Here is a 20,872-nt window from a genome sequence, read left to right on the forward strand (position 1 = left end):
CGAGGGTGCAGCAATGCTCGATCAACCCGTTGAGTTCGACAGCGTATTGATCAACCAGCTGCTGGATGGTCGCGGTGTCGAACATCTCGCGGCTGAAGCCCCAGCTCATCGACAGCTCGCCGCCGTACACCTGGCCTTCGACCGTCAGCCAGTTGGCCAATGGTGCCGACGGATCCTGGGCCACGCCACTGCCTTCGCTGGACGGCACAAACAACGCCGCTTCGTCGAACTGGCGGTCGAACTGCCCCAGGTAGTTGAAGGTGATGCGCGGTTGCGGCAAGGCCGCCAGAGCGGCGCCAACCTGCGGATCGGCCAGGTAGCGCAGCACGCCGTAGCCCAGACCTTTGTCCGGCACCGCGCGCAGTTGCTCCTTGACTGTTTTGATCGATGCGCCGAGATCGCCGGCCGGGCTCAGGTTGACCGGGAACAGACTGGTGAACCAGCCGACGGTGCGGGTCAAATCGATGTCGTCGAACAGGTCTTCGCGACCATGGCCTTCGAGCTGGATCAGCGTGCTGCCCTGCCCGGTCCAGCGGCACACGGCCCGCGCCAGCGCGGTCAGCAACAGATCATTGACCTGAGTGCGATAAGCCGCCGGTGCCTGTTGCAGCAGTTTGCGGGTTTGTTCGGCGTCGAAGGTCAGTTCGACTTTCTGCTCGAAACGGTTTTGCAGTGCGCCGTCAGGGCGGTCGCACGGCAAGTCGTTGTGCGCTGCATCGCGCAGTTGCGCCTGCCAATAATCGACACTGTTGTGGAACGTTGGCAGGTGGCTTTGCAGACGCGCCACCCAGCGCTGGTATGAACTGGTTTTCGCCGCCGTCGTCAGCGTCGAGCCATCGCGTGCCTGGCGATAGAACTGCTGCAGATCTTCCAGCAATACCCGCCACGACACACCGTCCACCGCCAAGTGGTGAATCACCAGCAACAGCCGCTGAGTGCCATCGGCCATCTGCACCGACAACGCTCGCAGCAACGGGCCGTTGCTCAGATCAAGACTGCGCTGGGCTTCGTCGCACAGCGCATTCAGTTCTTCGAGCGATTGCGCCGAGCGTTGCCACAACACCGACTCACCGGACACTGCGCCATAGGCCTGCTGCCAACCGGCGTCGGTCTTTTCATAACGCAGACGCAAACCGTCGTGATGCCTGAGCAACTGTGCCAACGCTTGATCCAGCGCCTCGGCATCCAGCGCTTCGCGCGGGACCAGCAGCAGCGACTGGTTCCAGTGATGACGCTCAGGGATGGTTTGCTCGAAGAACCAGTGCTGCACCGGCGTCAGGGCCACAGCGCCAACAGCCGGACCTTGATCGATCAGGTTCTGTTCACCGCTGCGGGCCACTTGCGCCAGGCTGCGGATGGTCTGGTACTGGAACAGGTCTTTGGGGCTCAACACGATGCCCGCCTGACGCGCGCGGCTGACCACTTGCATCGACACAATGGAGTCGCCGCCCAGCTCGAAGAAGTTGTCTTCCAGGCCGACGTTGTCGATGGCCAGGATGTCCTGCCAGATCGCTGCCAGAGACTTTTCCAGGGCCGTGCGTGGCGCCACGTGTTCACGTTGCTGCCGGGTGCCGTCGACCGCAGGCAAAGCCTTGCGGTCGAGCTTGCCGTTGGGGGTCAACGGCAATTGTTCGAGGAACAGCAGATACGCCGGGGCCATGTAGTCCGGCAAATGTTGGCGCAGCGCGGCTTTCAGGGTTTCGCGCAGGTTCGCTTGAGCATCGGCATTGTCCGCCAACACCGCGGCATCGGTCGGCACGATGTAGGCGACCAGTTGCTGACCGCTGGCGCCGTCTTGGGCCAACACCGCCAGTTCGCGTACCGCGTCCTGCTGCAACAGCCGCGCTTCGATTTCACCCAGCTCGATGCGGAAACCACGAACCTTGACCTGATGATCGATGCGACCGACGTATTGCAGCGCGCCGTCGACCTGATAGCGGGTCAGGTCACCGGTGCGATACAGACGCTCGCCGTTGCTGGCAAACGGGTTCGGCACGTACTTCTCGGCAGTCATGCCCGGCCGCGCCAGGTAACCCCGGGTGATGCCCGCGCCAGCCAGGTACAACTCGGCCGATACGCCCTGCGGTACCGGTTGCAGATCGGCGTCGAGCAAATAGCTGGCGGTGTGTTTGAGCGGTCGACCAATGTTGGCGCTGCCGCCGGACTGGCGGCGAGTCCAGGTGGAATAGGTGGTGTCTTCCGATGGACCGTAGAGGTCGTAGACATGCTCGATGGTCGGCTGCTGATACAGCGCCTCCACCAGGCTCTGCTTCAGCGGCTCACCGGCCAGATTGATGATGCGCACGCTCGGCGGGATCTGCCCGTCGCGCTGCAATGCATTGATCGCCGAGGGCACGGTGTTGATCAGGCGCACCTGATCGCGGGCCGGTAGTTGCGGCAGCTCCAGGGCGTTACGGGCGATGATCACCGAACCACCGTTGGCCAGGGTGACAAACAGTTCCCATACCGACAGGTCGAAACACACCGAAGTCGAAGCCAGCACCCCCTGAATGTCGTCGCGGCTGTACACCGTTTGCGACCAGTCGATCAACGCCAGCACGTTGCGATGGGCGATGGCCACGCCTTTGGGCTTGCCGGTGGAGCCCGAGGTGTAGATCACGTAGGCGAGGTTATCCGGCGTGACGCGAGTGACTGGGGCGCTGCGCGGGTAAGCGGCCAGCCACGACTCGGCGGCGTCCATCAACAGCACTTCAGTGCCCACCGTCACGTTCAATGTTGCCGCAACGGCCTGCTCGGTCAGCAGCACCAAAGCACGGCTGTCTTCGAGCATATAGGCCACGCGGTCGGCCGGGTAATCCGGGTCCAGCGGCACATAGGCGCCGCCGGCCTTGAGCACCGCGAGCAACGCCACCAACAGACTGTCGGAACGCTGCATCGCCACGCCGACCCGCACTTCCGGGCCCACGCCCAACTCGATCAGCTTGTGGGCGAGTTGGTTGGCGCGGCTGTCGAGTTCGGCGTAAGTCAGTTGTCTGGCCGCAAAGGTCACCGCCAGCGCGTCCGGCATGGTCGCGACCTGTCTGGCGATCAGCTCATGGATGCACAGATCATCGGCGAAACCTTCATCAGCGCGGTTCCAGTCATGGACGATGCGCTGGTATTCCTCGGTTTCAAGCAACGGCAAATCGCTGATGCGCTGCTGGCTGTCGCCGACCATACCGTGCAGCAAATGGGTCCAGTGCCGTGCCATGCGGGCGATGGTCGATGCATCGAACAGGTCATTGGCGTAGGTCAGCGCGGCGTGCAGTGTGCCGGCCTTTTCATAGGTGTCCAGGGTCAGGTCGAATTGGGTGGTGCGCCCTTCCCATTCGATCACGCCCAGTTCCAGGCCCGAGGCGGTGGTCACCGTGGAAATGTCCGCCACCTGCGGCTGATGGTTGTACATCACCTGGAACAACGGCGTGTGGCTGAGGCTGCGCTCCAGCTTCAACGCTTCCACCAGCCGCTCGAACGGCAAGTCCTGATGGGCCTGGGCGCCGAGGGCGGTTTCCTTGATATCACTGAACAAATCCGCCACGCGGGTCTGGCCGTCGAGCCGGGTGCGCAGCACTTGGGTGTTGACGAAGAAACCGATCAGGCCTTCGATTTCGCCGCGATTGCGGTTGGCGATCGGCACGCCGACGCGGATGTCGGTCTGCCCGGTGTAACGGTGCAGCAACGCGTTGAACGCGCCGAGCAACAGCATGAACAAGGTGATGTTGTGTTTCTGCGCGGTGGCTCGCAGTAGCTCGGCCAGTGGGCCGTCGATGCCGAACTCATAACGCGTGCCGCGATAGCTGGGCATCGCCGGGCGCGGATGATCGGTGGGCAGTTCCAGCACCGGATGCTCATCGCCCAATTGGGCTTGCCAGTACTCCAGTTGCCGCGCCTGCTCCCCGGCCTCCAGCCAGCGGCGTTGCCACAAGGCGTAGTCGCTGTATTGAATCGGCAACGGCGCGAGCTGCGGTTGCGCGCCGGCATCATGGGCGTCGTAGCAGCGGATGAACTCGTCGATCAACACGTTCATCGACCAGCCATCGGAAACGATGTGGTGCAGGGTCAGTAGCAGCACGTGCTCCTGCTCGGCGAGTTTGAGCAGCTTGACCCGCAGCAGCGGCCCGACGGCCAAATCGAACGGCAGCAACGATTGCTGTTGGGCGGCCTCGGCTACGGCCTGTTCGCGCTCAAGGGTTGGCAACGCGCTGAAGTCGACCTGTTCGACCACCAGCGGCGCACGGGTCGGCGCTTGTTGCAGGGTCTCGTCAGGCTGGCGCTGGAACACCGTGCGCAGGGTTTCATGACGCGCCACCAGGCTGGCGAACGCTTGCTCCAGGGCCGGCAGGTTCAGTTGCCCGGTCAGGCGCACCGCGCCCGGCAAGTTGTAGGCGCCGCTGTGCGGGTCCAGCTGCCAGAGAAACCACATGCGTTGCTGGGCGTAGGACAGCGCTTGCCGGTCCTCGGCCTCGACCCCTTGTGGAATCGGAAAACGGGCGAAGTCCACGCCCTCCTTGTGCAAGGCCGCAAGGAACATCTGGCGCTTTTCCAGGGGCAACCCGATAAACCGGCGAGCAAGTTTCAAGGAGTCTTCAGCATTCATTTCTTAGCATCCGGATCAGTAGGCAGGAAGCACAAAGGCACGTCGTCCCTATGAAACGAATGCAGACCGGAAAAATTAGCGTTTGAGAACAACTATCAGGAAGGGAGGTAATGCGAGGAAACGCAGGCAAGCCCCAATGCCAGTCAGTTAAGCAATTTCAGCCGCGACGCACTCTAGGTAGCAGCTGCCGAGCCCGCGAGGCTGCGTTCGGCTGCGAAGCAGTCGCCAAACCATTCGCCGCGGTGTTTGAACAGAATCCGTGTGTCCCGGATTTACGACTGCTGCGCAGCCGAACGCAGCCTCGCGGGCTCGGCAGCTGCTACGGATAGCATTGCGGCTTAACTGACTGGCATTAAGGCAAGCCCGCTCCCACAGGAAAAGCAGGTCAGGCAGTTGCAACCAAGGCATACCGCCGATGATGAACCTCCAGCTGATCCTTGATCACCCGCAGCACCTTGGCTTCGTGCTCATGAATGAAGAAGTGCCCGCCGGCCAGCATGTCCACCGAAAAGCTGCCGTGGGTTTCCCTGCTCCAGCCGATCAACTGTTCGGTAGTGGCCTTGTCGGCCTTGCCACCCAGCACATGCACCGGGCACTTGAGCAATGGCCGCTGCACCGGCTGAAAACGCCCGCACAGCAGAAAATCCGCACGCAGAATCGGCAGCGTCAGGCTCATCAACTCTGCGTTGGCCAGCACCTCTTCGCTGGTGCCATTGAGCGTTCGCAGCTGCTCGATCAACTGCGCATCGGTTTTCGGCTCGGCAAAGCCTCGGTCGTAGTCGGCCCGCATGGTCGGCGCCGCCGTGCCCGAGGCAAACAGCGCCACCGGCTCCGGGCAACCCAGCGCACGAAAGGCGTGGGCCAGTTCGCACGCGAGCAAAGCGCCAAGGCTATGGCCAAACAGGGCGTAAGGCGCCTTGAGCGTCGAACGCAATTCCTTGGCCAATTGCATCGCCAGCGAGCGCATGTCGGTGTGCAGCGGTTCGCCGAACCGTGCGCCCCGTCCCGGCAGCTCCACCGGCTGCAACTGCAGCCACTGCGGCAACTTGCGCCGCCAGCGGCTGTAGACCATGGCGCTGGCGCCAGAATACGGCAGACACAGCAGGGTCAACTCGGTCACCACGTTTACCTCAAAAAGTCGTCTGTATGGGAAGACGACCCGCAAGCCGCGCAAATTAGTCAGCGCCGGTTAAATTCTCGCTGCAGGTGCTCGTTCCTGTTCAGACTAAAACCAGTCAAACCAAAACCAGCTCAAACCAAAACCAACAAGAGGCATCGCCGTGGACCTGCAGACCATCCTGGGCAAGCTGTTCGCCAATGCCGGTGCCGTCGGCATCGAAGGGGTTTTTCAATTCGTGTTCGGCCCGCATCAGGCGTACTGGTCCGAGGTCAAGGCCAGCAGCCGCACCGAAGCCGGCCGTCATGCCAGCCCCGACGTGACCATCGAAGTCGCGGAAAAGGACTTTCTCGGGATCATGGGCGGCATGGCCAATGTCGAGGAGCTGTTCGCCAGCGGCCGCTTGAAAATCGGCGGCAACATGGGCCTGGCGACGATGCTGCCGCAGATCATCGATCACGCCCGCCATGGTGGCGGCGTGGTGGAAAAGGTCGACATGAACAAGCGCTACCCGACCCCGCCGCGTTTCAGCGAAAAGGTTTCCGCCAGCCTGCCGCCCCAACGCTCGGTGGAGCGCCGGCCACGCAGCGAGCTGTCGGTGCTGGAGTTCGAGACTCGCTACCTGCCCCACGGGATTCCGCTGGTGATCAGCGATGCCCTGCAAGACTGGCCCCTGTTCAAGCTCAGCCGCGAAGAATCACTGGTGCATTTCGCCGAACTGCAAGGCATCACCCGCCACGGCGATTACGTGAAGAAAACCTTCTCCACGGAACGGGATTTCCGCTCCACTTCCATGGCCGAGTTCATCGCCTCGCTGGACACCCCGGCGATGAAAAGCGCCGATGGCGAACCTCCGGCGTACATGGGCAATAACATCCTGCCGGCGCAGTTGATGGAGCAGATCAAGTACCCGCCCTACTTCGATCAAGCGCTGTTCATCCCGCCCCGCATCTGGATCGGCCCCAAGGGCACACTGACACCGCTGCACCGCGACGACACCGACAACCTGTTCGCTCAGGTCTGGGGCCAGAAAACCTTCACCCTCGCCGCGCCCCATCACCGCGAAGCCCTCGGCACCTGGTCGACAGCCCCGCAGGGCGGGCTCGACGGTTGTGATTTCAACCCGGATGCGCCGGATTACCAGCGCTTCCCCGGCGCGCAAGACGTGACGTTTCTGCGGGTGACCCTAGAGGCCGGCGACCTGCTGTTCCTGCCCGAAGGCTGGTTCCATCAGGTGGAGTCGGTTTCGACGTCGTTGTCGGTGAATTTCTGGGTGAATTCGGGAAGAGGCTGGTAATCCCTTATGGGAACAGCGGGCTATTTCAAATGACGGAAACTCTGCACCGCCGCCCCCAACACCACGGCACCCGCAGCAATCGACACCCAGAACCCGCTGCGCGCCCCGAACGCATCCACCAGCCAGCCGGAACTGGCCGCGCCGAGGGCCACACCGATGCTCAAACCGGTGACCAGCCAGGTCAGGCCTTCAGTGAGTTTGGCCGGCGGCACGATGCGTTCCACCAGCGCCATCGCCACAATCAGGGTTGGCGCAAAGAACAACCCGGCGACGAACACCGCCAGCGACAAGCCGAAAATATTCGCCGCCAACAGCAACGGCAACGTGGTCACCGCCGTCGCCACCCCGCCATAGAGAAACAGTAACGGCAACGGCAGTTTCGAGCGCAACGCGCCGAACGCCAACCCGGCCAGGCAGGAACCGATGGCATATACCGACAGCACAACGCTTGCCGCCGCCGGTTGCCCCTGCTGCGCGGCGAAAGCGACGCTGACCACATCCACCACGCCGACGATGGTGCCCATGGCGACCATCAACAGCATCAACAACTGGATCTCGCTTGAACGGATGATCGAACCCTGATGGTGTTCTTCATGAGGATGCACCGGCGGCTCGGTGCTGCGCTGCAATACAAACGCCGTGACCCCGATTGCCAGCATCAACAACGCCGCCAACGGCCCCGCCTCGGGGAACACCACCACGCACAACCCCACCGACAGCGGCGGCCCGACAATAAAGCAGACCTCGTCCAGCACCGATTCCAGCGCATACGCGGTTTGCAACTCAGGACGACCGCGATACAACTCGGTCCAGCGCGCCCGCGCCATCGCCGACATGCTCGGCATGCAACCGGCCAGCGCGGCAAACGCAAACAACGTCCAGTGCGGCGCCTGCAAGCGGGTGCAGAGCAACAGCATCAACAGCGCCCCGCCGCCGACCAGCGCCGACACCGGCAAAATCCGGCCTTGCCCAAAACGGTCCACCAGCCGCGAAACCTGCGGCGCACAAAATGCCGTGGCCAGGGCAAAAGTCGCCGCGATGGAACCCGCCAGGCCGTAACCGCCCTGGAGCTGCGAGAGCATGGTGATCAGGCCTATGCCGGTCATGGAAATCGGCATGCGCGCGATCATCCCGGCCAGCACAAAGGCACGTGCGCCTGGGGCGTGGAATAGCTCGCGGTAGGGGTTTGCCATAACATCATCACGTCTATTTTGGACGTGCACGGTGCCATAAACCTTTGCGGATCAAAAGATCTGTCCGAGACGTCGCCAATAGATCCGGTAGAACCGAGAACATATAGGCGCTGTAACATTTCCGATTCACCCTGATATTTCTGATAGGTTTTTTGAAAAAAAATTGCAACACACAAAACCGCCAACTAGATTCGAACCAAACATAAACACCGTCTGAATTTCTCTAGATTGTCTGGTCAGCCGTAACGCCCAGTAGCGAAGACACATTAGTGGAATCTTGCTATGGAAGAGTTACTGATTCTGGTCGACCAGCACGATCGCAAAAAGGGCTGTGCGCCCAAACTACAGGCCCATCAAAAAGGCCTTCTGCACCGAGCGTTCTCGATCTTCATTTTCGATCATGCCGGCCGTCTCTTGCTGCAACAACGCGCCTTCGGCAAATACCATTCTCAAGGCCTGTGGACCAATACCTGTTGCGGCCACCCTCGACCTGGTGAACGGACGATGGCGGCGGCAAAACGCCGCTTGCAGGAAGAAATGGGCATGACCTGCTCGCTGCGCAAAGTCTCCACCCTGCTCTACCGTGAACACGTTTCAAACCAGCTGATCGAGCACGAGTTCGACCACATATTCGTCGGTATCAGCCATGGCGACCCCGTCGCCAATCCCGAAGAAGCCCACGCGTGGCAATGGCTGCCGCTTTCGCAAATATCCGAACGCATCGCCGCTGCCCCCGAGACCTTCACCATTTGGTTCCGGCGAATACTCCAGACCACCGGACTTGCCGGAATAAACGCCTGGAAAGAGCTCGCAGAAACCTGAGCGATATCCCGCCGACCACAGTGGTGCCGTCGGCAGCGGCTACCCCCTCACCATTTGTATCGACCAGCATTTAGGCACTTCGCTGCTGAGGATCACAATGAGCAAGTCCGCCATCAATCACATCCATCCACTCCAGACCGTGCTTGCCCGTCATGGCCGCGCCGTGCCCTACCGTGTCATCCGGGGGCCTGAGGTGAGTGGCTACGAAGACAAGGTCGTCTACACCTACCAGGACGACCCCGAGGATTGGCGCAAGGCGATCGGCGATCGCCTAATGTTTCAGTTTGGCGTCTATGACGACCCACGCTCGCGGCCGCCGATCTCACCCGACGAGTCGGGACTGCGCTATTTCGACCGGCAGATGGAGCTGGCGGGGTACGATCGCGGCGACTTTGGACCGGTCAAGCGGATCCTTGATGTCGGCTGCGGCTGGGGCTTCGGCCTCAAGTATCTGGCCGACCGCTTTCCCTCCTGCCCAAGGCTGGACGGTATCAATATCAGCCCCAGGCAACTGGAGCACTGCGCCAAATATCATGCTGAGCATGGGCTGAGCGAACGGATCAATCTGTTTCTCTGCAACGCCCAGGATGTCGATCTTTTGCCCGACGCCGACGAACCCTACGATCTGGTCACGGTCCGGGGTGTCATATCGCACTTCCCAAATGATCTCTACGAGCGGTCGATGGCGAAACTCGCTTCCCGGCTCAGGCCAGGCGCAACCGTGATCTTCTCCGACAATCTCTACAACCTGCCGCTCGACCACTATCAGTCGGACACCGCCGACGACGTTGATCGCCTCGCCTGCAAGCATCGCAAGACACCGGGATATTTCCGCCAGGTCATCGAACAGAGCGGCCTCAGTGTGGAGGACATGCGCGTCCTGCCCGAGAACATCGACGTCGCGCGCTGGTTCATGGACGTCAAGAAAAATATCGAGATGCATTTCACGGCGGACACCATTCCGTCGCCGCTCGAAGAGTTGCGCGTGATGGCCGTGAATGTCTCGGTAGCGCTGATCAAGAACCAGTTCTCGACCTACAGCGTCATCGCCCGCAGCGCCACGTAACGAATGCTCCGCGTTGCAGGAGGGAAGACTAAAGCCCCCCCAAAATGTCTGCAGTCAGCGTCAATGGTCAACGACTTGCCAGTAGCTCGCCGCGTAAATCACGAGACCGTTATTACAGGAGTTCAAATGTCTGACATCCCAGCACAAGAGCTGTCCGACTTCACGAAGATGGAAAGGGAGGACCTCCTCCATGAGTCCTCGCGGCCCGGGGTCATCTGCCCTGCCAGCGCCCATCTGAACTATCCGACGCAGTCCACCAACGTGCAGGGAGATTCCATCCACCCGATCGCGTCGACCGAATTCACGCATTCGCCTTCTGAGATCCGCCACTCGACGTTCGCCAACCCCTGAATCCTTCATCGGAGAACTCGATGAACACCACAACAGCCACGCGCGCCGGCTCGGTTGCCATGCTGCCGTTCCAAGTGATCCATGGAGACGTGGTCGACCTACAGCGTCATTGCGCAACACCCCTAATCCTCTTCAAGGAGAGCAGCTATGCAAGTACATAAGAGTGCAATCGCTATCGACGTCATCCACAGCTCCACCGCCGACCACTACCAGAGCAAGATCGAAAGCGTCTACGCCGATCCTCCAGAAGAATGGCGGAAGGTGATCGGCAATGAGTTCTGGTATCAGTACGGCGTGTTCGACGAGAAGATGGACCGGAGCGGTCTTCCGCTCGACGCGTCCGGGCGGCGGCACATGGAGTATCAGTTCGAGCTGGCCGAACAGGCTGGTGCAGACGTCTCTTCGCAATCCATCCGAAGGGCCATCGACATCGGCTGCGGCTGGGGGCCGGTGCTGAGCTTCCTGGCCAATCGCTACCCAGACTGCGAGCGCATCGACGGTGTCAACGTCAGCCGCCCTCAGTTGGAGTATGCCAGCCAGGCGATCCCCCGCGACTTGGCTGCCAGGATTCGGCTGTACCTTTGCAATGCCAAGGACATCGGCGCTCTGCCTGACCCAGAGCTGCTCTACGACCTCGCTATTTTCCGAGGCAGTCTCTTCCACTTCACACCGCAGGTGCTGCAGGAAACCATGCAGTCGCTGGCGCAGCGCATGCGCACCAACGGCACGGTGATCATTTCAGAAAGTCTCTACAAAGTGGACTTGGCGACCTACCAGTCGTTCATCCCCGACAAGGTGGATCGCGCCGCCTCAGGCCATCGCAAGACGCCGGACAGCCTGCACAAAGCTCTGGAGGACAACGGCTTTGAAGTTATCGACAGCCGCGTCACCCCCTCCAACGAGGAGGTGATTCGCTGGTACGCGCTCGTCAAGGACAACGTTGACGCGCACTACCCCGACAGCCGTAATCCCAACTTCTCCCAGCTGCGAGAGATCGCAATCAACTTTTCGGACGCTTTGCAAAAGAACAAGGCGTCTTCATTCAGTTTCATCGCGCGCAAGCGCTAGTGAAAGGAGCGAGCCATGAACCATTCTGCGCAGGCCCTCACGCCCGAGGTGAGCTTCTACATTCCGGAGATGCACTGCAGCGTGCCCCCGAGGATTCACCCGGACTATCCCATCATCGACGAACTCAATGCCGCCTGGGTCCGAGAATTCCTCCCGTTCACCGACGAGGCTGCGCGGCTTCGCTTCCTGCAGCTTCATCTTCCCATGTGGGACTGCCTGATATTCCCTATTGGATCGGCCGATCGCCTCGTCCATACCTCATGCGTGACAAGCCTTATCCTGGCCATCGACGATATGCCCCTGGGCCGGCATGCGATGTTCCATGACGGCGAAGTCGCGTTGCTGGAAGGGCATCCTTTCGCCCATGCCGCACAGAACATCTTTGGCAAACTGCGGCAGCACATGCCAGCACCGGTGTATCGCCGCTACTGCCAAGCGTGGCAGGCTTGGTTCGAAAGCGTGGAGGAAGAAGCCAGGCTGGTCGCCGCTGGCAAGGTGCTGCCGTTCGACGAATTCCTCGAGCTGCGCCATCTGAACACAGGCCTCTTGCCCTCTTTCCCTGTGGCCGAGTTTTTGTACAAACTCGATCTGACCGAGTTACTGGCGGAAGACCGCGAACTGCAATCGGCCATCCGGGTCACCAACGAACACGTCGGTCTGGTCAACGACATCCTCTCCCATCGCAAAGAGCACACCGCCGGCGTAACCCTCAATGCGATGGAAAGCCTGCGCATGGTGCACGGCCACAGCCCACAGGAAGCGGCCGACATCCTGTGCCAGCGTATCCGCGAGGCTGACCGCACGCGTATCGAGCTCTGCGAAGTGCTGCGTCGCCGCTACGCCAATCGCCCGGATGCCGATCGTATCGGCATGTACCTGGATGGCTTGGGTCAGATCTGCGCGGGCAATCTGCGCTGGCTGCTGGAAAACGACCGGTACGTGGACAGCCGGGGTAATGGTTGGGACTGGACCCGCTCACGGCTCATTGTTCTCGATCCCGAGCCTGCACCTGCCCTCGCGGAGAGCTGATATGCCCCATGCAGCTCGGCTATCAAGCGAAGCGCGCCATCGGCGCGGGCATGCGCCCAGACGTCTCGTTCGATGCGTGGCAGCGCGACACAGTCAGTCGCACCGAGAAGACACTGGGGCTGTACGCCGAAGAGCTCGACAGCCACGCCCGACACCTGGGCAACACACCGCAAGCACTGCCCCACCTGGCGCTGATCAGCTCGGCGAGCTTTCTGGATCGGAAGTTGAGTGGGGGGAGAAGAACTTCTGGCAGCCTTGAGGCCGAGGCGCCTGCTTCGCGGGCAAGCCTCGGTCCCACAGACTCACGCTGGACCTGTAGGAGCGAGGCTTGCCCGCGAAAGCGGTGTGTCAGGCGACGTGCATGTTGAACGTGAGATCGCCTTCGCGGGCAAGTCGGATCGCCGCACCGCTCGCTCCTACAATGGATCAGCTGTATGGCGCAGGCTTCGGTACGTCGACGTTATCCAGCACCCGATTCACCGCCAGCTCGGCCAGCATGATGACCTGCTGAATCGCCAGGAGCGTATGCCGTTGCGGGGCGTCGACATACGCAGCAATGTCGCTGGTCATGACGCTGGCCGAGGCCAGTGATTCGCAGACATGGGCCAGCAGACTTTCGTTATCCATATCCGGCGCAACCAGAAACATCTTGCTTGGCTTACGGCCTTCGGTTTTTTTCGGGGTGGGTTTGAGGTAGTGGTCGAGCGCGCGCTCAGCGGCTTCGTTGAGTTTTTTGGAATCGGGTGATTCGTAGGGGGAAACGTTGTCGGTTTCTGGGGGATTGGGACTGTCTTTTATCATGGTGTAACTCCTGACATTCATGAAGCTCACCGCCGTCGTGACCAAACGATGGGTGGTGGGCGGTACGCAGGTTGGTCAACCGGGAAGTCAGGCACCCGGCGCACTCGAAAGTGCCCCGCGCACAGCCCACCGCGAAGCATACCGACAAGCACAAGAAAAAGCGCCGACATGCTCACGTTGGCGCTTGCACGCCTGACATTGCACGGGTGACCAAACCCGGTCGCTGAATTGGCAGCGGACCCGGAAAGACTATCGACTCCCTTTCCTAACCTACAACCGCCAAAACTCGTCGGAAATATCCACTTTTACGACACTTTTTGTAGGATCGAGGCCTACCCGCGATGAACTTAAACACTCACCGTCAGCCACCACTGAACTCCCGTGGCGAGGGAGCTTGCTCCCGCTGGGGCGCGCAGCGGCCCCCCGAATGCTCAACCACATTCCTCCAGAAGCACCGCATTTGCTGGCTTTACGACCGCTGCGCAGCCGAACGGGAGCAAGCTCCCTCGCCACAGGATCGCGTAAGCCAAACACCTACATTTATTAAACAAACCTGCCCAATCAACACACAGTCACTCATTCCTACATCCGGAAATACCTTGTTGCCAGTACCTGCATCCATCCCTACCATCCACGCTCAACGGGTACAGCGGAGCTGTCCAACAAAACCCGAATTCAAGGAACCAGAATGACCCAGCGCATCCATCGCAGCATCGATACCCCACTCCGATCAGGCCTGAACCGGACTGAACTGTGGGAGGGCCACGACAAAGGCCTGATCAAATGCTGGGAAATCGGCCGCCAACGCGCCGCCCGCTTCCCCGACCTCGCCCACCAATGCCTCACCGGTGAACTTCCGGTGCTGGGCTGGAAAGGTGGCGTCAGCCGCAGCCTGAAGAAACTCGAAAAATACGGCTCCCTCAAGTACCTCGCCCAATGGCAGGGGTTGCGCGGGGAAGATCTGGATATTGATCTGAGCGCAGAACGGGCGTTGACCTGTTCCAGGACCAAAATGGTGGTGACGTTTACGCCGGACCGATCGAAATACTTCAATCAGGTGGCGGACGTGGAAGCCTGAGAAACAGGCCTCGGATCGATTTGAATCGGCCATCTCAAAACAGCCACTGCGGAGCATCGAATGAACAATGACGCGCTGATCCACTATGCACTGACGCCCAGCCTCAATCTCGCCTACGAAGCATACGGCCCCAGCAGCGGCGACCCGGTCATTCTGCTCCACGGCTTCCCCTACTCCCCCCGCGCCTACGACGACATCGCTCCAACCCTCGCAGCGAAGGGCTACCGCGTCATCGTCCCGTATCTGCGCGGTTACGGCCCGACCCGTTTCAACAACCCCGACACCCTGCGCTCCGGCCAGCAAGCCGCTCTCGCCCAGGATTTGCTGGACCTGATGGACGCTCTTGCCATCAAACAAGCCGCGCTGTGCGGTTACGACTGGGGCGGTCGGGCGGCGTGCATTGTTGCGGCGCTAAGGCCGGAGCGGGTGCGCTGTCTGGTGACCGGGGACGGTTACAACCTGCAGAACATTCCCCGCTCCACCCAGCCTCTGGATCCGCAGACCGAACATCGCCTCTGGTATCAGTATTACTTTCACACCCCGCGCGGCGTGGAAGGCTTGACCCAAAACCGCCGGGCGCTGTGCGAACTGCTCTGGCGTCTGTGGTCACCGACCTGGGCGCAAAATGCCGATCGTTATCCCTTGAGCGCGCCAGTCTTCGATAATCCGGATTTCGTCGAAGTGGTTATTCACTCGTACCGACACCGGTTCATGTACGCGTCCGGCGACCCGGCGCTGGAGTGGATGGAAGAAGCGTTGACCCAGCAACCGGTGATCGGCGTGCCGACGATTTCCCTGTGCGGCGCCGATGACGGCGTGGGCCCCGCGCCCGAAGTCGATGAAGACGCCGAGCGTTTTACCGGCCCCTACGAACGCCGAGTGTTGGCGGGCGTCGGGCATAACATTCCCGAGGAAGCGCCCGAGGCGACGCTCAAGGCAATACTGGATCTGCTGGAGGACTGACGGAAAACCGCTCGCGATAAGACTGCGGTGTCACGCCCATGGCTCGCAGAAAACTGCGACGCAAGGTTTCTTCGCTGCCAAACCCGCATTGCACCGCGACCCGTTTGATCGGTACGCCGGTGTCGCTGAGCAGCCGTCGCGCTGTCTCGACCCGAATCAGCTCGATGGCTCGTGCCGGGGTCTGGCCGGTGTCGGCGCGGTAGTGACGGACGAAGCTGCGCTCGCTCATCCCGGCCTGCAAGGCCAAGGTCGGGATGCCGAGGTCCTTGGTGAGGTTTTCGCTAATCCAGGCGTGGAGCTCGTCGAATCGGTTGCCTTCTTTCTGCAACGACAGGGTCACGCTGAACTGCGACTGGCCCCCCGGACGCTTGAGAAACACCACCAGTTGCCGGGCGACTTCCAGGGCCATGGTGCGGCCGAGATCCTGTTCGACCATGGCCAACGCCAGATCAATGCCCGCGGTAACCCCGGCCGAGGTCCAGACCGGACCGTCGTTGATGAAGATCGGGTTGGGTTCGACCTGCAGTTTGGGATGCTGCTGCGCCAATTGCTCGCAGCGGGTCCAGTGCGTCACCACTCGTCGACCGTCGAGCCAACCGCTGGCCGCCAGCAAAAACGCCCCGGTGCACACGGACGACACCCGCCGGCAATCTCGCGCATGCTCACGCACCCACGCCACCAGCGACTCGTCCTGCGCCGCCGCGTAAACGCCCCAGCCACCAGCAATGATCAAGGTGTCGCTGCCCCGATCCGGCAGCGGCTCCGCCAACAGCGCCAAACCCGCCGACGACATCACTGCCCCGCCACTGCTGGCAATCACCGACGGCGCATAGGGCGGCGACAGACCTTGCTGGCGGGCAATGTCGTTGGCCGAGGCGAACACCTGCAAGGGCCCGGTGACGTCGAGCACTTGCACGTTGGCAAAGGCCAGCACGTGAATGGTTTTCGGGGGGCTCGGCATGTTTGGCGTAATTCGTGGGGTTATTGGCGTGTACGCCAGATCCTACGAGCCTACAGTGAAGCCGTCCACCTCAATCAGGAGAAAAACGCCATGACGTTGCAGATCGGTTTACTGTTGTTTCCACAGGTTCAACAACTGGACCTGACCGGCCCTTATGACGTGCTGGCCTCGCTGCCGGACGTCAAGGTGCATCTGATCTGGAAGGACCTGGTGCCAGTCACCGCGAGTACCGGGCTGGTGTTGAAACCGACCATCACCTTCGACGATTGCCCGCCGCTGGATGTGATCTGCGTTCCCGGTGGCGGTGGTGTCGGGCCATTGATGGAGGATGAACAAACCCTAGCCTTCATCAAGGCTCAGGCCGCCACGGCGCGGTATGTCACCTCGGTCTGCACCGGCGCTCTGGTGCTTGGCGCGGCGGGGTTGCTCAAGGGCAAGCGCGCCACCACTCACTGGGCGTATCACGAATTGCTCGGGCTGTTGGGGGCGATTCCGGTGAAGGATCGGGTGGTGCGCGACGGCAATCTGCTGACGGGTGGCGGGATCACCGCAGGCATCGATTTTGCCCTGACCCTGGCCGCTGAGTTGTTCGATAAGGACACCGCGCAACTGGTGCAATTGCAGCTTGAATACGCCCCGGCACCGCCGTTTGCATCAGGCAGCCCCGAAACGGCGCCAGCCAGCGTGCTGGAAGAAGCCCGTAAACGCGCTGCCGGGTCGTTGAAATTGCGTACGGAAATCACCGAACGTGCTGCGGCGAAACTCGACCTCCAGTGAAAGAAATGGCTGCGGGAGCTATCGCCCCCGCAGCCAGTCATCCACGCCGACCATTCGGCACAAACAGCTCGAACGAGTCATCGCCATAAGCCCGCTCTACTTTGGCGATCACCACTTGATAACCCGCGTACCACTTGCGGTACTGACGCTTGGCCTCCAGGTGCCTGGGGTGGCTGGCGAATTCCCGGATAGAAGTTTCGTCCTGCCAGTAGTAACTGGCGTTGACCAGTTCGCCATCGGCCGAGCACCAGGATTGGGTGCCGACGAACCCTTCGATGCTGATCGCGACTTCGTCGATCAACGCGCTCAACCGGTTGAACTCCTCGTCCCGTTGCCCGGGTTTGTAGATAAACGATGCGATGTACATGCACAGATTCCTTTTCAACGAATGAGTCAGGCCGGACGAGTCATCAGGGCCAGCCGGACGGCGAGCAACAGCAGTACCGCAGCCAGTCCCAATGACTGCCATCTGGCGAATGTCGACGTGCTGGAAATACGCCGGCTGACCGTGCTGCCGAAAACCCCGAGCAAGGTGTGAAACACGCCACTGACCAGGGTCAGCACCATGCCCAGCAGCACCAGCTGTAAGGCAATCGAGCCTCGTTGCGCGTTAACGAATTGCGGCAGGAACACCATGAAAAACAGCAAGGCCTTGGGGTTCAGCAGGCTGTTGAGCATCGCCCGGATCAGCAGGATCTTGAGCGGCACCTGCGCAACATCCGACGTGCCGCTGGCCGATGGTTTTTGCAACGCCTTGAACGCCAGCCACAGCAGGTACAGGACGCCGGCATAACGGATCAGGTCGAAGGCCGGCGGCCAACTGGCAACCAGTGCGGTAACCCCCATCGCCGTCAGCGCCGTCAGGATCAGATCGGCCAGGCCAATGCCCAATCCCGACGCCACACCACCGCGCCAGCCATAACTGGCGCCATGGCTGATCACGAAGGCCATGTTCGGTCCGGGTGACAGCAGCAACAACATCACCGCGCCGACGAAAATCGATAAGGTCGCAGGGTCAATCACAGCGAAGTCTCCGTCCTGGAAAGCCTGTAGATTAGAGCGCCAATCTGATACAAACAAAAAATTGATCCAGATACAAAGAGCACTCAGCCATGACCCGTATTCGCTACAAACGCCTGGTGGATCAGTTCGCCGGGAAGATTCGCAGCGGTGAACTGCCACCGGCCACGCAATTGCCGACCATTCGCGCGTTGATGCAGCGCGAGCGGATTGCCCTGGCCACGGCGTTGCGGGTCTATCACGAGCTGGAAGCGATCGGCCTGGTGGTCGGCGAAACCGGCCGTGGCACCTTTGTGCGCGACACGTCCTTGCCACGCGGTCTGGGATTGGAACAGCAACCGCTGGGCGTCGGCATGGTGGACCTGACCTTCAATTACCCGTCGGTACCCGGTCAGGACGAATTATTGCGCGAGGGTTTGCGAGCGATTGCCGCCTCCGGGGATATCGATGCGCTATTGCATTCCGCGCCTCAGGGCGGGCGGCCGCATGAACGGCAGACGGCGGCCCGGCATTTACGCAATCGGGACATTCGGGTGGGGGGCGATCAGGTGCTGATCGTCAACGGCGCCCAGCAAGGTCTTGCCGTGACGCTGATGGCACTGCTCAAACCGGGAGATATTCTGGCTCTCGACGCCCTCACCTACCCCGGCCTGAAAACCCTGGCCCAGGCCCATCGGCTGGACCTCGAAGCCCTGCCGCAAATCGCCGGGCACACCGACCTCGACGCCCTGGAAGCGCTGTGCAAGCGGCGCCCCGTGCGGGCGCTCTACAGCATGCCGACGATGCACAATCCGCTGGGCACGGTGATGTCCATCGCCGACCGTGAGCGCCTGGTGCAATTGGCCGAACGCTACGACTTTCTGATCATCGAAGACGGCGCCTATGCCTTCCTCGCAGAACCGGCACCCAAACCGCTGTTTACCTTGGCCCCGCAGCGCACGCTGTATATCAGCGGCCTGTCGAAAAGCGTTGCCTCGGGCCTGCGCATCGGTTTCATCGTTGCACCGAAAGCGATGATGCCGGCGCTGGAACAAGCCATACGCGTGTCGACATGGAGCACCCCGTCGCTGACCGTCGCACTGGCCTGCCGCTGGATCGATAGCGGCGAAGTCGACAACCTCGAAGAGCAAAAGCGCCTGGACGCCCGGCAGCGACAGAACCTGGCTCGGCAAATCCTGAAAAACTGCGAACTGATGGCGCATCCCGCGTCCTACTACCTCTGGCTCAGATTGCCCGAAGGCTTGCGGGCCGAAACGGTGGTTGCCGAGCTGGAACGTAAAGGTGTGCAGGTGACCAGCGCCGATCCCTTTGCCACGACCACTCATGTGCCTCCTGCACTGCGGGTGGCCATGGGATCGATCAGCCTCGACGTGTTGAAGCGCGCCCTGGAAACACTGCGTGCAGTTGTGGACATCTGACGGACTTTTCTGACGCCCATAAAAAAACCCGCCTAAGCGGGTTTCTCAAGACCATTACGACATCCTGTCGGTAGCCATCCTGGCGTATGGTCGATCATCCGTGATCCTGAACACGTCCTGTGTTCAGTTGATGGATCCAGATTAAACACATCGATGAAGCTGCAAAAGACGACATATCAGCGGCTGCGTGTAAGCCATTGACCATCCAGCGCCTTAAAACAGCCCTTGTAGCAGCTGCCGAAGGCTGCGTTCGGCTGCGAAGCAGTCGTAGACCATACAACCACGGTGTACCTGAAAGACCGCAGCGCCTGAATTTGCGACTGCTTCGCAGCCGAACGCAGCCTTCGGCAGCTGCTACAGGTACGGGGACGGGAAATCGGTTGCAGTTTTCTGCAGACGAAAAAAAACCCGCCGAAGCGGGTTTTCCAAGACCATATCGACTCCCTGTCGGCAGCAATCCTTGCTTATGGTCGATCATCCGTGACCCTGAGCACTTCCTGTGCTTCAGTTGATGGGGCTAGATTACGCTTCGGATCCAATCCGCAATAGACGACATAGCTACTACCGCGTGTAAGACATTCGCCATAGCCGCCCTTCCGAATACCCTTAGACGTATCAACCATCATGGGCCGAAGCCGCGAATTTCGCGGTCTGCAGCCATCAACCTCCCTGAAGATCGTGGGTCTTGGCGTTGTCCGTCAGAAACTGTTCGATATTGTTCATCTGCTCATCCCAGCCACGGCTGTCCATGCGGAACGCCTTGAGCCTGCGCGACTGAGGAACGTGATCGAAACCGGACTCGACGACCGTCAACAACGTGCCTTCGTCCGTGTCTTCGAGTTTGAACGTCACCAGCGTGGTGGGCTCCTGGGAGTAATCGACTTCCGGTTCCACCGCATACGGGTGCCAGCGAAACGAAAACACCCGCTCCGGTTCGACCCGCTCTACCAGTACATTCCACAACAAGTGCTCATAACCAGGATAAGTAATCTGCCCCTGGGTCCACTCGCCGGCAACAAAGCGTTTACCTTTGAGTGCCACGCCGAACCATTGCCCGAACATTTCGGCATTGGCCAGCATGCGCCAGACCCGCGAGCGCGGCGCCTTGAGCAGAACCTTCCTTTCGATGAAATCTGATGCTGGGTTCATAAGTCACCTCCTGTATTGAACAGTAGGCCCGTAAAGACCATAAGACCAACCTAAAAGTTGTATCAAACGGGTGCTGCAATCAACCGTACCTGAAATATTCGGCCTCGGTTTTGGGCATAAGTTCTGGGCTGAAAGTGCCTCGTTGCAAGCTGAAACCTCCATCTT

18 protein-coding genes (1 of these 18 only partly in view) are annotated in these 20,872 nt (G+C 60.8%); 10 read left to right on the forward strand and 8 right to left on the reverse strand.

Annotated features, from left to right (window positions below):
* Both PMI21_RS27490 and PMI21_RS27485 read right to left on the reverse strand, forming a co-directional pair.
* On the reverse strand, nucleotides 1-4,597 hold the 5' portion of the coding sequence (locus PMI21_RS27490; protein ID WP_007933119.1) for a non-ribosomal peptide synthetase. 7,784 nt of this gene lie to the left of the window's left edge; only the first 4,597 of its 12,381 coding nucleotides appear in the window; it begins with the start codon at nucleotides 4,595-4,597; the stop codon falls past the left edge of the window.
* Between the two features lie 385 nt (nucleotides 4,598-4,982).
* On the reverse strand, nucleotides 4,983-5,720 hold the full coding sequence (locus PMI21_RS27485; RefSeq protein ID WP_007933121.1) for a thioesterase II family protein: 738 nt from the start codon (nucleotides 5,718-5,720) through the stop codon (nucleotides 4,983-4,985).
* Between the two features lie 157 nt (nucleotides 5,721-5,877).
* On the opposite strand from PMI21_RS27485, the gene PMI21_RS27480 reads away from it, so the two are divergent.
* A complete protein-coding gene (locus PMI21_RS27480) occupies nucleotides 5,878-7,011 on the forward strand; it encodes a cupin-like domain-containing protein (protein ID WP_007933123.1) in 1,134 nt (377 codons plus the stop codon).
* A 20-nt stretch (nucleotides 7,012-7,031) separates the two neighbouring features.
* Here the strand turns inward: PMI21_RS27480 and PMI21_RS27475 are convergent, their stop codons facing one another.
* The gene (locus PMI21_RS27475) at nucleotides 7,032-8,204 is read right to left on the reverse strand and encodes an MFS transporter (RefSeq protein ID WP_007933124.1); all 1,173 of its coding nucleotides are present in this window, start codon (nucleotides 8,202-8,204) and stop codon (nucleotides 7,032-7,034) included.
* Nucleotides 8,205-8,486: 282 nt separating this feature from the next.
* On the opposite strand from PMI21_RS27475, the gene idi reads away from it, so the two are divergent.
* From idi to PMI21_RS27450, 5 genes are all read left to right on the forward strand, one after another.
* Complete coding sequence (idi, locus tag PMI21_RS27470) at nucleotides 8,487-9,026, forward strand: isopentenyl-diphosphate Delta-isomerase (protein ID WP_007933126.1); 540 nt, start codon at nucleotides 8,487-8,489, stop codon at nucleotides 9,024-9,026.
* A 97-nt stretch (nucleotides 9,027-9,123) separates the two neighbouring features.
* Nucleotides 9,124-10,092 (forward strand): SAM-dependent methyltransferase, encoded by a 969-nt coding sequence (locus tag PMI21_RS27465; protein ID WP_007933134.1) that lies wholly within the window; start codon nucleotides 9,124-9,126, stop codon nucleotides 10,090-10,092.
* A 126-nt stretch (nucleotides 10,093-10,218) separates the two neighbouring features.
* Nucleotides 10,219-10,443 (forward strand): hypothetical protein, encoded by a 225-nt coding sequence (locus PMI21_RS29790; protein WP_007933135.1) that lies wholly within the window; start codon nucleotides 10,219-10,221, stop codon nucleotides 10,441-10,443.
* A 147-nt stretch (nucleotides 10,444-10,590) separates the two neighbouring features.
* Nucleotides 10,591-11,511: a class I SAM-dependent methyltransferase gene (locus PMI21_RS27455; RefSeq protein ID WP_007933137.1), complete on the forward strand. Its 921-nt coding sequence runs from the start codon at nucleotides 10,591-10,593 to the stop codon at nucleotides 11,509-11,511.
* Between the two features lie 15 nt (nucleotides 11,512-11,526).
* Nucleotides 11,527-12,540 (forward strand): terpene synthase family protein, encoded by a 1,014-nt coding sequence (locus PMI21_RS27450; protein WP_007933138.1) that lies wholly within the window; start codon nucleotides 11,527-11,529, stop codon nucleotides 12,538-12,540.
* 426 nt (nucleotides 12,541-12,966) lie between these two features.
* On the opposite strand, the gene PMI21_RS27445 is transcribed toward PMI21_RS27450, so the two are convergent.
* On the reverse strand, nucleotides 12,967-13,341 hold the full coding sequence (locus PMI21_RS27445) for a DUF6124 family protein (protein ID WP_007933139.1): 375 nt from the start codon (nucleotides 13,339-13,341) through the stop codon (nucleotides 12,967-12,969).
* A gap of 688 nt (nucleotides 13,342-14,029) precedes the next feature.
* On the opposite strand from PMI21_RS27445, the gene PMI21_RS27440 reads away from it, so the two are divergent.
* Both PMI21_RS27440 and PMI21_RS27435 read left to right on the forward strand, forming a co-directional pair.
* The gene (locus tag PMI21_RS27440; RefSeq protein WP_007933140.1) at nucleotides 14,030-14,419 is read left to right on the forward strand and encodes a hypothetical protein; all 390 of its coding nucleotides are present in this window, start codon (nucleotides 14,030-14,032) and stop codon (nucleotides 14,417-14,419) included.
* A 60-nt stretch (nucleotides 14,420-14,479) separates the two neighbouring features.
* Nucleotides 14,480-15,382, forward strand: coding sequence for an alpha/beta fold hydrolase (locus tag PMI21_RS27435; RefSeq protein ID WP_007933142.1), 903 nt, complete (start codon nucleotides 14,480-14,482; stop codon nucleotides 15,380-15,382).
* Here PMI21_RS27435 and PMI21_RS27430 read toward each other — a convergent pair.
* Nucleotides 15,351-16,343, reverse strand: coding sequence for a GlxA family transcriptional regulator (locus PMI21_RS27430; protein WP_007933143.1), 993 nt, complete (start codon nucleotides 16,341-16,343; stop codon nucleotides 15,351-15,353). The genes PMI21_RS27435 and PMI21_RS27430 overlap by 32 nt on opposite strands.
* Before the next feature lie 90 nt (nucleotides 16,344-16,433).
* Between PMI21_RS27430 and inhA the strand changes: the two genes are divergently transcribed.
* Nucleotides 16,434-17,120: an isonitrile hydratase gene (gene inhA / locus PMI21_RS27425; RefSeq protein ID WP_007933144.1), complete on the forward strand. Its 687-nt coding sequence runs from the start codon at nucleotides 16,434-16,436 to the stop codon at nucleotides 17,118-17,120.
* A gap of 37 nt (nucleotides 17,121-17,157) precedes the next feature.
* On the opposite strand, the gene PMI21_RS27420 is transcribed toward inhA, so the two are convergent.
* Together PMI21_RS27420 and PMI21_RS27415 are read right to left on the reverse strand one after the other, a co-directional pair.
* Nucleotides 17,158-17,487, reverse strand: a complete 330-nt coding sequence (locus PMI21_RS27420; protein ID WP_007933145.1) for an antibiotic biosynthesis monooxygenase family protein — start codon at nucleotides 17,485-17,487, stop codon at nucleotides 17,158-17,160.
* Nucleotides 17,488-17,513: 26 nt separating this feature from the next.
* Complete coding sequence (locus PMI21_RS27415) at nucleotides 17,514-18,143, reverse strand: LysE family translocator (RefSeq protein WP_007933146.1); 630 nt, start codon at nucleotides 18,141-18,143, stop codon at nucleotides 17,514-17,516.
* 89 nt (nucleotides 18,144-18,232) lie between these two features.
* Between PMI21_RS27415 and PMI21_RS27410 the strand changes: the two genes are divergently transcribed.
* Nucleotides 18,233-19,558: an aminotransferase-like domain-containing protein gene (locus PMI21_RS27410; protein WP_007933147.1), complete on the forward strand. Its 1,326-nt coding sequence runs from the start codon at nucleotides 18,233-18,235 to the stop codon at nucleotides 19,556-19,558.
* 660 nt (nucleotides 19,559-20,218) lie between these two features.
* On the opposite strand, the gene PMI21_RS27405 is transcribed toward PMI21_RS27410, so the two are convergent.
* Nucleotides 20,219-20,707: an SRPBCC family protein gene (locus PMI21_RS27405; RefSeq protein ID WP_007933148.1), complete on the reverse strand. Its 489-nt coding sequence runs from the start codon at nucleotides 20,705-20,707 to the stop codon at nucleotides 20,219-20,221.
* Nucleotides 20,708-20,872 lie beyond the last annotated feature (165 nt).

Source organism: Pseudomonas sp. GM18 (genome assembly GCF_000282195.1).
GTDB lineage: Bacteria > Pseudomonadota > Gammaproteobacteria > Pseudomonadales > Pseudomonadaceae > Aquipseudomonas.

What these genes read in the sequence shown, in the direction of transcription:
- PMI21_RS27475 (WP_007933124.1), bottom strand. Translation starts at nt 8,204, where the DNA reads ATGGCAAACCCCTACCGCGAGCTATTCCACGCCCCAGGCGCACGTGCC.
- idi (WP_007933126.1), top strand. Translation starts at nt 8,487, where the DNA reads ATGGAAGAGTTACTGATTCTGGTCGACCAGCACGATCGCAAAAAGGGC.
- PMI21_RS27465 (WP_007933134.1), top strand. Translation starts at nt 9,124, where the DNA reads ATGAGCAAGTCCGCCATCAATCACATCCATCCACTCCAGACCGTGCTT.
- PMI21_RS29790 (WP_007933135.1), top strand. Translation starts at nt 10,219, where the DNA reads ATGTCTGACATCCCAGCACAAGAGCTGTCCGACTTCACGAAGATGGAA.
- PMI21_RS27455 (WP_007933137.1), top strand. Translation starts at nt 10,591, where the DNA reads ATGCAAGTACATAAGAGTGCAATCGCTATCGACGTCATCCACAGCTCC.
- PMI21_RS27450 (WP_007933138.1), top strand. Translation starts at nt 11,527, where the DNA reads ATGAACCATTCTGCGCAGGCCCTCACGCCCGAGGTGAGCTTCTACATT.
- PMI21_RS27445 (WP_007933139.1), bottom strand. Translation starts at nt 13,341, where the DNA reads ATGATAAAAGACAGTCCCAATCCCCCAGAAACCGACAACGTTTCCCCC.
- PMI21_RS27440 (WP_007933140.1), top strand. Translation starts at nt 14,030, where the DNA reads ATGACCCAGCGCATCCATCGCAGCATCGATACCCCACTCCGATCAGGC.
- PMI21_RS27435 (WP_007933142.1), top strand. Translation starts at nt 14,480, where the DNA reads ATGAACAATGACGCGCTGATCCACTATGCACTGACGCCCAGCCTCAAT.
- PMI21_RS27430 (WP_007933143.1), bottom strand. Translation starts at nt 16,343, where the DNA reads ATGCCGAGCCCCCCGAAAACCATTCACGTGCTGGCCTTTGCCAACGTG.
- inhA (WP_007933144.1), top strand. Translation starts at nt 16,434, where the DNA reads ATGACGTTGCAGATCGGTTTACTGTTGTTTCCACAGGTTCAACAACTG.
- PMI21_RS27420 (WP_007933145.1), bottom strand. Translation starts at nt 17,487, where the DNA reads ATGTACATCGCATCGTTTATCTACAAACCCGGGCAACGGGACGAGGAG.
- PMI21_RS27410 (WP_007933147.1), top strand. Translation starts at nt 18,233, where the DNA reads ATGACCCGTATTCGCTACAAACGCCTGGTGGATCAGTTCGCCGGGAAG.
- PMI21_RS27405 (WP_007933148.1), bottom strand. Translation starts at nt 20,707, where the DNA reads ATGAACCCAGCATCAGATTTCATCGAAAGGAAGGTTCTGCTCAAGGCG.